This is a genomic window from Rathayibacter sp. VKM Ac-2801, from assembly GCF_009834245.1.
GTDB lineage: Bacteria > Actinomycetota > Actinomycetes > Actinomycetales > Microbacteriaceae > Rathayibacter.
In genome coordinates this window covers 452,680-464,687 of sequence record NZ_CP047183.1, presented here as the reverse complement: position 1 = coordinate 464,687, position 12,008 = coordinate 452,680, and the positions used below count along the sequence as shown (strand labels likewise).

The window sequence follows — 12,008 nt, the reverse complement described above, 5'->3', positions numbered from 1 at the left end:
TCCGGCGGCGTCCCGACCGCAGTGACGCCGCGCCCGGGCGGGACACGACCGCGAGGACCCCGCCCTCCTTCGCCGTCGGTCTGCTCCGAGAGTCGTCCGACGCTCACCGCGACGTCCTCGGCCGTGGTGGACTTGCCCGCATGATGATCTCTCCGCGCGAGTCCGCGCACGACACGAAGGCAGGCGTCTGATGGCCGAGGAGCGCGCGATCCTGGCGGGCGGATGCTTCTGGGGGCTCCAGGAGCTCATCCGCGACATGCCGGGCGTCTTCAGCACCCGCGCCGGCTACGCCGGCGGCAGCACGCCGAACGCGACCTACCGCCACCACGGCGACCACGCGGAGGCGGTCGAGATCGAGTTCGATCCCGAGCAGCTCTCCTACCGCGACCTGCTCGAGTTCTTCTTCCAGGTGCACGACCCGACGACGAAGAACCGTCAGGGCAACGACATCGGCACGGCGTACCGCTCCGTGATCCTCTTCCTCTCCCCCGAGCAGGAGAGGGTCGCGCGCGAGACGATCACCGAGATCGACGCGTCGGGCCGCTGGCCCGGACCGGTCGTCACCGAGGTGGAGCCGGCCGGCGAGTTCTGGGACGCCGAGGAGGAGCACCAGGACTACCTGCGCAAGCACCCCGGCGGCTACACCTGCCACTGGGTCCGGCCGAAGTGGGCGCTCGACGCCTGATCCCGGTCACGCGGGACGCGAGGCCCCGGGCTCCGCTCCCGCGTGCACGGCCGGCGCCCGGTGCGCGAAGAGCAGCACGACGGCGAGCGCCGAGAGCACGAGGGCCGGCGTCGGAGACCAGGCCGGAGCGAGCGTCACGGTCGCCGCTCCGACGACGGCCCCGCCCGCGAGGCTCGCGACGATGAGCGCCTGGAGGGTCCTCGACCCGGACGAGCGCTCGGCGAGCTCCTGCATCAGGCTGGTGAGCGTGCCCGTGACGAAGGTCGTCGTCAGGCCGGCAGCGCCGGAGATCCGCTTCGCGAGCACGGTCTGCAGCCCGAGCGCCGCCGCGCTGGTCGCGATGAAGGCGCAGTCCACGAGCAGCGGCCGGCCGCCCTGCACCGTCGGCCAGGCGACCGCGACGGCGAGCTGGAGGACGACCCCCGCGATCGCGATCGAGCGGAGCGGATGCCTCCCGTCGCCGGTCGACGGCGTGTGCGCCCGCGTCGCGCGGAACCCGGCGTAGGCGGCTCCGGCGAAGAAGACGATCGCCGTGACCGCTCCGGCCGCGGTCGTCAGCCAGGCGGAGCGGGGGTACAGCCCCAGCAGGACCAGGTTGCCCGTCATGTTGGCGGTGAAGATGCCGCCGAGCAGGAGGAACGCGAACGCATCGGTCGCGCCCGAGGCGATCGCCAGCAGCACCAGGGCGAGCCGCAGGCGCGCAGGTCCGGTCACCGCCGTCACGCGGGATCCTCAGCCATGGAGCTGCCGCCAGGTGACGATCTGATCGCCGCGGAGCTCGTAGCTCCCGAAGCAGCGGAGCCAGTGGCCCTCCCCCGTGTCCGAGCGGAGGTGCAGGGCGTGCTCGGTGAGGACGATGCTGCCGGCGACGGCGATCGTGACGAGGGCGATCCGGATCTCGGTGAACGCCCGGTGGACCTCGTCGCACATCTCGAGGACCCGCGCCCGCCCCGCGATCTCCTGCGAGCTCGACGCGCTGTAGACGACCTCCGGATGCAGGAACGGGATGAGCTGGCGGCTGTCGCGAGCGCTCCACACCTCGAGGAAGTCGCGCACGACCAGCTCGTTCTCGATCATCGCGACGCCCCGCACCGACGCGTCCTGCCAGCTCTCGGCCATGGGTCCTCCCGCCGTACCCGCACCGACACTCGTCGATGGCGACGAGCCTGCCCGAGAGCGCTCCGAGCGCCTACGCGTCGGATGACCCGATCTCCCCGGCGCCGGCGGTCACCGCGCGTGCGCTGTCGCCAGCTCGCCCCAGTGCGTCGTCGCCCGGAGCGAGAGTGCGTCGCGCTTCATCGTCCACACCGGACCCTTGCGGATCCCCGCGAGCCCGAGGCCGACCGCGGAGCGGCCGTGGCGCTTCGTCACCGCGTCGATCGTGGCGCCGAGGCCCTTCGTGTCGAAGGCGGTGTCGAAGATCTCGAGCAGCGCGTGGGAGTTCCGCGGCGACAGGTTCGTGAGGATGACGCCGGCCCGCACGTAGCGAGCGCCCTCGCGCAGGCGCGGGCGGAGCGTGCCGATAGCGGCCCTCACCATCGCCACCGGGTCGTCCGTGGGCACGGGGAAGCCGGCGAGGCCCCCGGCGGACTCGTAGGGCGCGTCCGCGAACGGCGACGTCGACGCGAACACGCTCATCGTCTTGGTGACCGACTCCTGCGCGCGCAGGCGGTGGGCGGCGCGCTGCGCGTAGACGGAGAGCACCTGCTCCATGTCGGCGATCGTCGTCACCGGAGTGGCGAACGAGCGGGAGAAGATCAGCTGGTCGCGGACGGAGCGGGCGGCCTCGAGGGGGATGCAGTCGACGCCGCGCAGCTCGTAGACGGAGCGCTGCAGGACGACGGAGAACTTCTTGCGGATGAGCGCGGGGTCCGCGTCGCGGAGGTCCCGGATCGTGTGGATGGACAGCTCCGCGAGGCGCTTGCCGATGCGGCCGGCGACCCCCCACAGCTCGGTGACGTGCTGCGAGGCCATCAGCGCGTCGAGCTGCTCGGGGGTGTACCAGTCGGTGTCGCAGACGCCGCCCAGGCGCGGGTGCTTCTTCGCTCCGCCCTTGGTGACGAACTTCGCGAGCGTCTTGCTCGGCCCGAACCCGACGCACACGGGCAGGCCGACGTTCTTCGCGACCGCCGCCCGCATCGCCCGGCCGATCTTCGCCCGCTCCCCCACGTCGCCGTCGACCCCGAGGAAGCTCTCATCGATCGAGTAGACCTCCTGCCAGGCGGAGTAGCGGCCCAGCAGCTCCATCACGCGGGCGGACAGCTCGCCGTACAGCTCGTAGTTGCTCGAGCGGGCGATCACCTCCGGGAGGCGCCCGGAGCGGATCAGGGGTTCGATCGTGAACCAGGGCGTCCCGTTCTCGATGCCGAGCCTCTTCACCTCGTCGGAGCGCGCCACCACGCAGCCGTCGTTGTTGGAGAGGACGACGACGGGCCGGCCGGCGAGCCTCGGGTCGAACAGGCGCTCGCAGGAGACGTAGAACGAGTTCACGTCGACCAGGGCGATGCGCCGCTCAGAGCGCACGGTGCAGCCGGTGGAGGCAGACGGTGACCACGCCCCACACCTGGAGGTCGCTCAGCTCGGGGACGAGGATCGGCGGGTACTCCGGGTTCTCGGCCCGCAGCACCACTCCCCCCGGGCTGAGCTCGAGGCGCTTGACGGTCAGCTCGCCGTCGAGGATCGCGATGACGACACTGCCGTGCGTCGGCGTGATCGACCGATCGACCACGAGCTCGTCCCCGTCGCTGATACCGGCGCCGACCATGCTCTCGCCCGAGACGCGGACGATGAACGTCGACGTCCTGTCGCGGATCAGGTGGTCGTTGAGGTCGAGGGACCCGTCGAAGTAGTCCTGCGCGGGCGAGGGGAATCCGGCCGCCACCGCCTCGCTGGTGACGAGGAAGGTGACGGCGACGGCGTCCGAGGCCGGAGTCGCGATGCGGTCCACGACGGTCACGCTCATGGCAGGCTCCCTCCTCGTCCCATCGAACAGGTGTTCGAACGGGTCCGAGTGTAGGTCGGTGGCACCGACATTCGGCCTCCGCCCGCTCGCGGGCGGACGGCGCGGCGAGCGGGGTGCTCCTGCGCTAACGTGAGCCGTGGCGACCCTGACCCTGTCGTCGCTGTTGCGCCGCGTGCTCGGAAGGCGACGCGCAGCCGCTCCCTCGACGAGAAGGAGCGCTGCAAGTCGTCGACCGCTCCCGACGCGGCCGCGCGCGGGCCCGGGGAGGTCTGCGTGCCGGGTATCGATGCCGGCTGTCCCGCGTGCCGGCCGGCATCTCCTGCTTCAAGGAGCACACCATGGTCGATTCTCGTGAGCAGCTGCTGCTGCGCACGCTGACGTTCGTCGCGGACACCCTCGTCGACGACTTCGACGTCGTCGATTTCCTGCACGAGCTCGTCGAGCGGTGCACGAGCATCTGCGACTGCGACGACGTCGGGCTCGTCCTCGCGTCGGCACAGGGCGAGCTCCTCGTCATGGCCAGCACCAGCGAGCGGATGCGGGTGGTGGAGGCGGTGCAGCTGTCCTTGAACAGCGGCCCGTGCATCGACTCCTTCGTCACCGGCGACGTGATCACAGCGGGAACGCTGGAGGAGATCCAGCGGCGGTGGCCGCTGTTCGCAGCCGAGGTCGAGGCCTCCGGATTCCACTCCGTGCACGCCGTGCCCCTTCGTCTCCGGGGGACGGTGATCGGGTCGCTGAACTTCTTCCGCGACCGCTCCGGCGCCCTCGACGCGAAGGACATCCGAGCCGCGCAGACCATCGCGGACGTCGCCACCATCGGCCTCATCCAGGAGCGCGCGATCCGGGAGGTGACCGCCGCCCGCGACCAGCTGCAGCACGCCCTCACTGCGCGGATCCTCGTCGAGCAGGCCAAGGGCGTCATCTCCCACGACCGGGGCGTCGACATGGAGGAGGCCTGGGCGCTCCTGCGCCAGCACGCGCGCGCGACGCGGGCCCGTGTGGTCGACGTCGCCCAGAACGTCGTCGAGAGGCGACTGCGCCTCTGACCCGGCTCGCGCCCCTCCTCCTCCCCGTCTGACCTGTCCGGCGTCGGGGGGCTTCCTCGACGGGCCCGGGCGCCTGAGCGCGGCGTAGACTCGCCCTCCTCCGCCGACGCGCAGTCGCCCCTCACCGCCGGTCCGCCACCGACCGTCGTCCCGCGTGCGGTCCCGGGCCGCCCGCCCCTCAGCCGGGCCGGAGCCCACGGAAGGAACCGCCATGAGCATGGAAGGCGCGGCCTGGAGCTCGCTCTACAAGATCTCGACCGTCCGGAACGGCGACCACGGCGTCTCCCGCGAGTCCGTCCGGCGGATCATGACGTTCGCCGTCCCCTACCGCTCGAAGCTGCTGGTCTTCATCAGTCTCTCCGTCGTCGGAGCGTTCCTCGCGGTCGCGACGCCGGTGCTCGCCGGTCAGGTGGTCGACGTCATCGTCGCGCGGGGCGAGGTCGCCACGATCGTCCGCCTCGCCATCGTCATCGCCCTGGTGGCCGTGGCCGACGCGGCCGTCTCGCTCGTCACGCGCTGGTACTCGGCGCGCATCGGCGAGGGCGTCATCCTGGACCTCCGCACCGCGGTCTTCGATCACGTCCAGAAGATGCCGATCGCGTTCTTCACCCGCACGCGGACGGGCGCCCTCGTGAGCCGCCTCAACAACGACGTGATCGGGGCGCAGCAGGCCTTCAGCGGCACGCTGTCCGGCGTGGTCACGAACCTCGTGGCGCTGATCCTCACCCTGGTCGTCATGCTCAGCACGTCCTGGCTCGTGACGGTCCTCGCCGTCGTCATGCTCCCCGTCTTCCTCGTCCCCGCACGCCGCATGGGCGGGCGCCTCGCCGCGCTGCGCCGCGAGGCCGCCGACCACAACTCCGCCATGAGCACCCAGATGACCGAGCGCTTCTCGGCGCCCGGCGCGACCCTCGTCAAGCTCTTCGGCCGACCCGACGAGGAGGCCGAGGAGTTCCGCGTCCGCGCCGCCCGCGTCCGCGACATCGGGGTCCGGACCGCGATGCTGCAGTTCGTCTTCTTCACCGCGCTGATGCTCGTCTCCGCTCTCGCCCTCGCGCTCGTGTACGGGCTCGGCGGCGTCCTCGCGCTCTCCGACCGGCTGGACACCGGAGAGGTCGTCACTCTGGCGCTCCTCCTCACCCGCCTCTACGCCCCGCTGACCAGCCTCGCGAACGCGCGGGTGGAGATCATGAGCGCAGTGGTCAGCTTCGAGCGCGTCTTCGAGGTGCTCGACCTCGAGCCGCTCATCCAGGAGAAGCCCGGCGCCGCCGTCGTCCCCGAGGGTCCGGTGTCCGTCGAGTTCGACGACGTCCGCTTCGCCTACCCGTCGGCGGACAAGGTGTCCCTCGCCTCCCTCGAGGAGGTCTCCACGCTGGACACCCGCGGCGGCGAGGAGGTGCTGCACGGCGTGTCCTTCAGGATCGAGCCGGGGCAGACCGTCGCCCTGGTCGGCACGTCCGGTGCCGGCAAGTCCACGATCGCGCAGCTCCTCTCGCGCCTGTACGACGTCGACAGCGGCGCCGTGCGCCTCGCGGGCACGGACGTCCGCGACCTCACGTTCGCGGCGATGCGTCACACCCTCGGCATGGTGACGCAGGACGGCCACCTGTTCCACGAGACCATCCTGTCCAACCTGCGCCTCGCGCGGCCGGAGGCGTCCGAGGACGAGGTGTGGGACGCCGTCCGCCGTGCGCGCCTCGAGCCGCTCATCCGCTCCCTGCCGGACCAGCTGGACACGATGGTCGGGGAGCGCGGCTACCGGCTGTCCGGGGGCGAGCGTCAGCGGATGACCATCGCGCGGCTCCTGCTCGCCCAGCCGCGGGTCGTGATCCTCGACGAGGCGACGGCGGCGCTGGACTCGACCTCGGAGGCCGCGGTGCAGGCGGCCCTCAGCGAGGCGCTCGAGGGGCGGACGGCGATGGTGATCGCGCACCGGCTCTCCACCATCCGGAGCGCCGACCTGATCCTCGTGGTCGAGGACGGCTCGATCGTGGAGCGCGGGACGCACGAGGAGCTGCTGGCTGCGGCCGGGCGGTACGAGGAGTTGCACCGGACCCAGTTCGCCGTGCAGAAGCCGGTCGCGGCGGAGGAGGAAGCGGCTTCGAGCCCGGCACGGTCGACCGCTGCGACGACCTGACGACGCTCCGGGCCGGGATCGGGCACGGCTCAGAGCGCAGCCGGCGGCACCGGCGGTGCGTCGGGGACCTCGACGAAGGCGGAGCGCGGCCACATCAGCGTCGGCATGCGGGGGCGGTCCGATCGGGCGTCCCGCCCCTGCAGGACCGCCAGCTGCTCCGCCGACTGCGCGAGAACGCGGTCGACGTAGGAGGGGTGCACCAGGTGCGGCCCGGAGAACGCCTCGATCAGGCCCCGGAGGGCGCGGGCGGTGTCCTGCTGGTTCTCGTCCTGAGGGGACATGACGGCTCGACTCGATCGGAGGGGAGGGACTCGACGGTGCGGCGACGGCCGTGAGTGGTGGTGCGCCTCCGCGGAGCGACCGGCATCGGCCACGGTACGCGGGCGAGGGCCCGAGAATGGATCCGGTCCGGATATCCGGACCGGGGTTGCGGAAGGCCGGAAGAAGTCCCGGTCGGCGCGGACTTCCTCGTCCGATCTGCACCGGACAGCGTGTCAACCCCGTTCCTCTGTCACACTGAAAGCGTCCCACCGCCCCTGATCCCGGCGAGTTCATCTCGATGACAGGGTTCTCCGCATGGGCGTTCTGCATGACGACCAGAGAAGTTTCGAGTTCGAGGACAGACTCCTCACCCACCTCCAGATCGTGGTGGGGGTGAAGCTGCGCCGCTCGGAGTGCTTCTCCCTCTCCTGGCTTCCCGGGCGCGAGACCGGAGCAGGCCGGCAGTCGCTGTGGATCTCGACCGGGACGCCTCTGCATTTCGAGTTCAACGGCAGCCGGGTCCCGGCGCTGAACCGCGACTGGATCGAGCTGCTCATCAGGGAGAGCGGCGGCGGCATCGGCCTGAACCTGTCGGACGACCGCAGCCGTGAGCCCCTTGCCGTCTGATGAGGTCGAGCATCGTCCCGCCGCGAACGGCCGCGCATCCGGGCTCCCGACCGCGGGACTCCTCCGCCCGGGGCCGGGGAGCGGCCGGTCGACCCTCCCGACGGCACCGCGGTGATCCCGCGACCCGCCCGCCCGCGACGGGAGCAGGCACGATGACCGGCTCCGACGACCTCACCACGCTCACCTCCTCGCTCTGCACCCTGCTGCCCTACGAGGACGCGGCGGCGTCCTCCCTCGAGGCGCCGTTCGACGTCGAGACGCTCGCCGCCAGCAGCGAGCGGGCGGCAGCGCTCGACGAGGCGCAGCTCGACCTGGGTGAGGGACCGGGCTGGGAGGCGTTCCACGCCGGCCGGTCGATCCGGACCGACGTCGACGCGGAGAGCGGGGCGAGCGCCTGGCCGGTCTACCGGTCCGCCCCGGCCGTCAGCGGGGTGCGCTCCGTCCTGGCCCTCCCGCTGTCCTTCGGGCCCCTCCGCATCGGAGCCGTCACGCTGTTCAGCACCGGGACGACGCCCGCGGACACCGAGCACCTGCAGCTCGCGGAGGGCGTGGTGACCCTCCTCGCTCGAGCAGTCGTCACCCGCGCACTCTCGGAGGCGCAGTCCGGAGTGGTGCTGCGGGACGCGGCCCTCTCGCGCCGGGAGGTGCACCAGGCGACCGGCATGGTGATCAGTCAGGCCGGCACCGGCCCCGCCGACGCGCTGCTCCTGCTGCGCGCCTACGCGTTCAGCACGTCCACGACGGTGAGGCAGGTCGCCTCCGACATCATCGCCCGACGCCTCGACCTCTCCCCCCTCCGCGATCTCGACCACTGAAAGCAGGTCTCCCCATGACCGACACGACGCGCACACAGCTGCTCCTCGAGACGCTCACCGTCGTCGCCGACACTCTGGTCGACGACTTCGACATCGTGGAGTTCCTCCACGACCTCGTCGACCGCTGCGCCGCCATCTTCGACGCCGTCGACGTGGGGCTCGTCCTCGCCGACTCCCACGGCGAACTCGTCGTCATGGCCTCCACCAGCGAGCGCCTGCACCTCATCGAGGTCCTCCAGCTCTCCGCGGGAGACGGCCCCTGCGTGGACGCGTACGAGTCGGGCGACGTCGTCACCTCCGGCAGCCTCGAGAACATCGTCATGCGGTGGCCCGCCTTCGCCTCCGCCGCCCGGGACTCCGGCTACCAGTCCGTGCACGCCGTGCCGCTCCGGCTGCGCAGGAGCACGATCGGCTCGCTGAACTTCTTCAGCGACAGCACGGGCGAATTCGACGTCAAGGAGGTGCTCATCGCCCAGACCATCGCCGACGTGGCGACCATCGGCCTGGTCCAGGAGCGGGCCGTCAAGGAGGTGTCGTCGGCGCGGGACCAGCTGCAGCACGCGCTCGACGCGCGGGTCGTCATCGAGCAGGCCAAGGGCGTCATCGCGCACAGCCGGGGAGTCGAGATGGAGGAGGCGTGGACGATCCTCCGCCACCGCGCCCGCTCCCGCCAGGCCCGTGTCGCCGACATCGCGCGGGGTGTCGTCGACGGCCTGATCGTCCTCTGACCGGACGTCGCGGCGCGGAGGAGCCGGGGGACGACGATGAACTTGCCCATGACCACTGGCCCGATCCGGGTCGATGTCGTCCATGACGGAGTTGAGGTCGTCGGCCGTCCTCGCCGCATCGCCGTTGGACTCGACGACTCCGGTGGTGCCGACGTGCGGCATCGAGGGGAGCGGGACGCGGTCGGCCTCGGCCTCGGCGCCGATCCCGCCCACGTCGGCGATGTCGAACTGACTCGCGGGGCTCAGCAGGAGGGTGTGCACGGACGTGTCGCCGTTCTCCTCCAGCACCGTGATGTCGACGGTCGTGCTGTTCTCGGCGTCGGCGACGGTGGTCGTGTACTCGAGCAGGGCGGCCGTGATCGCGTTGCTCGTGACGAGCTCACCGCACCGCTCCTGATCCTCCGCGGATCGCACGACCCGATCGCGACCGACGAGTGGTGCACCCGCCTCCTCGAGGCGGCCGGTGGAGGGACGCTCCGCATCGTCCCCGGGCATCGGCACGTCGTCGTCCACACCGCAGCGGCCGACGTCGCCGACGCGATCGTCGAGCACGCGCGCTCGACCGCGACGGTGCCGCCCTCCGCCGCTTGACGCCGTCGCTCGCTCTCGTCATCCTGCTGTGACGACCGGCGGCAGCAGGCCGCCGGCACCCGGGGAAGAGGCGCGCACCGATGTCCACCACGATCTTCGTCAATCTGGCCGTCCGCGATCTCGCGCGGTCCCGGGCCTTCTTCGAATCGCTCGGCTACTCGATCAACGAGGGCTTCAGCGACGAGAACGCCGTCAGCGTGGTGATCAGCGACACGATCACCGCGATGCTGCTCACGCGGGAGTTCTTCGCCGAGTTCACCAGCAAGCCGATCATCGACGCCACCACCTCGACCGAGGTGCAGCTCGCCCTCAGCGCCGAGAGCAGAGAGGAGGTCGATGCGATCGTCGGGAAGGCTCTCGCCGCGGGGGCGACCCCGGCCGGCGAGCAGGACCACGGATTCATGTACTCCAAGAGCTTCGACGACCTCGACGGCCACCACTGGGACTTCGTCTGGATGGACCCGGCGGCCGCGGCGGGCGGCGCACCGGAGCTGTCCGTCGAGGAGATCCGGGCGAACACGACGCACAGCTGACTCGCGCGCAGCGGCCGGAGCAGCCCGCGGCGGATCGGGACACCGGCGGGCGCAGGACGACCCCGGCGTCGGCCGTCGGCTCCCCTCTCCCCCGGGAGGTCGCGCGCACCTAGGATCGCCACATGGCCGCCTCCACGCGTGAGCAGATGCTCCTCGAGACGCTGACCGTCGTGGCGGACACTCTCATCGACGATTTCGACGTCGTGGAGTTCCTGCACGAGCTCGCGGAGCGATGCGCGGCGATCTGCGAGGCGGTCGACGTCGGCATCGTCCTCGTGAACGATCGTCCCGAGCTCGTCGTGATGGCCTCCACGTCGGAGCGGCTGCACGCGATCGAGGCGCTGCAGCTCTCCGCCGGCCACGGTCCGTGCCTGGACGCGTTCGTGACGGGAGAGGTGGTGACCGCGAGCTCGCGCGAGGAGATCGCCCGCCGCTGGCCCGCCCTCGCGGAGGGCGTGCGGGACACCGGCTACCAGTCCGTGCACGCGGTTCCGTTGCGGCTGCGGAGGACCACGGTCGGATCGTTGAACTTCTTCCGCGACAGAGAAGGCCGTCTCGAGATCGACGATGCGATCGCGGCGCAGACGATCGCGGACGTCGCGACCATCGGGCTGGTGCAGGAGCGCGCCATCCGAGAAGCAGCGACGGCGCGCGACCAGCTCCAGCACGCGCTCGATTCGCGGGTCGTGATCGAGCAGGCGAAGGGCGTCATCGCCCATCGGAACGGGGTCGACATGGAGACCGCCTGGCGGATGCTGCGCCAGCGCGCACGCTCCCGCCAGGCCCGGGTCGGCGACATCGCCCGGGCCGTCGTGGACGGCGTCATCCTCCTCTGACGGGCGTCGGCCGCAGCCGACTACGAGGTCTGCGGCCCGGACTGCGCCTGACCGGGTCGGATGCCTGCTCCTCCTAGTCGAGGACGCCGGCGGTCCGCATCAGCAGGAGCTGCGCGCGATCGCGATCGGCGCAGTCGACCTCGAGATCCAGTGCTGAGACCGGGCGTGCGACATGTGCTGTGAGGGACCGCGGGTGGTCGGCTGCGAGCCGAGACCGTGCCACGGGCGCGGTGCCGGCGGTGAGCAGGGCGCGAGCCGAATCCTGGACGAGTGCCGCCAGACCCGGGTGCACGGATCCCGGTTCGTCGAGCGCGTCGAGAAGCGCCTCGAGAACGACGACGGTCTCCGCGGCCTCGTCGCGGCCGTCGGACAGAACCGGTTCTGTCACCCTGTCCCGTGTCTGCACGTGACCCCGCCTTCGATCCTCGATCGGACGATCAGCGGCGGAGTCAGGGGCGCTGAGGCCACCGTAGGGGTGCTGACCGGTCGGCGCTAGAGGGGATCGGCAGCTGGACCGCTCGCGGAAGCGATCCCGGAGCGGACGACGCGCTGGACGCGTCCGTCTGCCACACTGAGGGACTTCCGCCCGGGTCTCTGGCGTTCCCACTGCGATGAGAGGTCCACGGCATGGGTGTTCTGCACGACGACCACCGGTCGTCCGAGGTCGAGGACCGTCTCCGCAGCAGCGGGGGCATCGGCACGGAGCTCTCCGGCGAGCGCGGATCCGCCCGGCTCCGCGCGGCCCCTGTGACCCCGTCGTTCCTATGACGGGTGCGCAGCACCG

16 protein-coding genes are annotated in these 12,008 nt (G+C 71.4%); 10 read left to right on the top strand and 6 right to left on the bottom strand.

Annotation, left to right across the window (positions count from 1 at the left end):
* Window positions 1–190: 190 nt before the first annotated feature.
* Window positions 191–685, top strand: coding sequence for a peptide-methionine (S)-S-oxide reductase MsrA (gene msrA, locus GSU45_RS02125; RefSeq protein ID WP_159912307.1), 495 nt, complete (start codon window positions 191–193; stop codon window positions 683–685).
* Between the two features lie 6 nt (window positions 686–691).
* Here msrA and GSU45_RS02120 read toward each other — a convergent pair whose 3' ends face one another.
* From GSU45_RS02120 to umuD, 4 genes are all read right to left on the bottom strand, one after another.
* A complete protein-coding gene (locus GSU45_RS02120) occupies window positions 692–1,408 on the bottom strand; it encodes a YoaK family protein (protein ID WP_159912306.1) in 717 nt (238 codons plus the stop codon).
* Between the two features lie 9 nt (window positions 1,409–1,417).
* On the bottom strand, window positions 1,418–1,804 hold the full coding sequence (locus GSU45_RS02115) for a nuclear transport factor 2 family protein (RefSeq protein ID WP_159912304.1): 387 nt from the start codon (window positions 1,802–1,804) through the stop codon (window positions 1,418–1,420).
* Window positions 1,805–1,912: 108 nt separating this feature from the next.
* Window positions 1,913–3,208 (bottom strand): Y-family DNA polymerase, encoded by a 1,296-nt coding sequence (locus tag GSU45_RS02110; protein WP_159912302.1) that lies wholly within the window; start codon window positions 3,206–3,208, stop codon window positions 1,913–1,915.
* Window positions 3,198–3,647 (bottom strand): translesion error-prone DNA polymerase V autoproteolytic subunit, encoded by a 450-nt coding sequence (umuD, locus tag GSU45_RS02105; protein ID WP_159912301.1) that lies wholly within the window; start codon window positions 3,645–3,647, stop codon window positions 3,198–3,200. The genes GSU45_RS02110 and umuD overlap by 11 nt, the downstream gene beginning before the upstream one ends.
* Window positions 3,648–3,985: 338 nt before the next feature.
* Here umuD and GSU45_RS02100 point away from each other — a divergent pair, with 338 nt between their 5' ends.
* On the top strand, window positions 3,986–4,696 hold the full coding sequence (locus tag GSU45_RS02100) for a GAF and ANTAR domain-containing protein (protein ID WP_159912300.1): 711 nt from the start codon (window positions 3,986–3,988) through the stop codon (window positions 4,694–4,696).
* Between the two features lie 211 nt (window positions 4,697–4,907).
* Window positions 4,908–6,833: an ABC transporter ATP-binding protein gene (locus tag GSU45_RS02095; protein ID WP_159912299.1), complete on the top strand. Its 1,926-nt coding sequence runs from the start codon at window positions 4,908–4,910 to the stop codon at window positions 6,831–6,833.
* A gap of 29 nt (window positions 6,834–6,862) precedes the next feature.
* Here GSU45_RS02095 and GSU45_RS02090 read toward each other — a convergent pair whose 3' ends face one another.
* Complete coding sequence (locus GSU45_RS02090; protein ID WP_159912298.1) at window positions 6,863–7,114, bottom strand: hypothetical protein; 252 nt, start codon at window positions 7,112–7,114, stop codon at window positions 6,863–6,865.
* Window positions 7,115–7,409: 295 nt separating this feature from the next.
* Between GSU45_RS02090 and GSU45_RS02085 the strand changes: the two genes are divergently transcribed.
* The 6 genes from GSU45_RS02085 to GSU45_RS02060 all read left to right on the top strand — a co-directional run bounded on the left by GSU45_RS02085 (window position 7,410) and on the right by GSU45_RS02060 (window position 11,224).
* Window positions 7,410–7,721, top strand: a complete 312-nt coding sequence (locus GSU45_RS02085) for a hypothetical protein (protein WP_159912297.1) — start codon at window positions 7,410–7,412, stop codon at window positions 7,719–7,721.
* Window positions 7,722–7,873: 152 nt separating this feature from the next.
* Window positions 7,874–8,536: a GAF and ANTAR domain-containing protein gene (locus GSU45_RS02080; RefSeq protein ID WP_159912296.1), complete on the top strand. Its 663-nt coding sequence runs from the start codon at window positions 7,874–7,876 to the stop codon at window positions 8,534–8,536.
* Between the two features lie 14 nt (window positions 8,537–8,550).
* The gene (locus GSU45_RS02075; RefSeq protein WP_159912295.1) at window positions 8,551–9,264 is read left to right on the top strand and encodes a GAF and ANTAR domain-containing protein; all 714 of its coding nucleotides are present in this window, start codon (window positions 8,551–8,553) and stop codon (window positions 9,262–9,264) included.
* Window positions 9,265–9,312: 48 nt separating this feature from the next.
* Window positions 9,313–9,855, top strand: a complete 543-nt coding sequence (locus tag GSU45_RS02070) for a hypothetical protein (protein ID WP_159912294.1) — start codon at window positions 9,313–9,315, stop codon at window positions 9,853–9,855.
* Window positions 9,856–9,935: 80 nt separating this feature from the next.
* Entirely contained in the window at window positions 9,936–10,388 is a 453-nt protein-coding gene (locus tag GSU45_RS02065) for a VOC family protein (protein ID WP_159912293.1), read from the top strand.
* Window positions 10,389–10,510: 122 nt separating this feature from the next.
* Window positions 10,511–11,224: a GAF and ANTAR domain-containing protein gene (locus tag GSU45_RS02060; protein WP_159912292.1), complete on the top strand. Its 714-nt coding sequence runs from the start codon at window positions 10,511–10,513 to the stop codon at window positions 11,222–11,224.
* 73 nt (window positions 11,225–11,297) lie between these two features.
* On the opposite strand, the gene GSU45_RS02055 is transcribed toward GSU45_RS02060, so the two are convergent.
* Window positions 11,298–11,612: a hypothetical protein gene (locus tag GSU45_RS02055; protein WP_159912291.1), complete on the bottom strand. Its 315-nt coding sequence runs from the start codon at window positions 11,610–11,612 to the stop codon at window positions 11,298–11,300.
* A gap of 239 nt (window positions 11,613–11,851) precedes the next feature.
* Here GSU45_RS02055 and GSU45_RS02050 point away from each other — a divergent pair, with 239 nt between their 5' ends.
* A complete protein-coding gene (locus GSU45_RS02050) occupies window positions 11,852–11,992 on the top strand; it encodes a hypothetical protein (protein WP_159912290.1) in 141 nt (46 codons plus the stop codon).
* Window positions 11,993–12,008 lie beyond the last annotated feature (16 nt).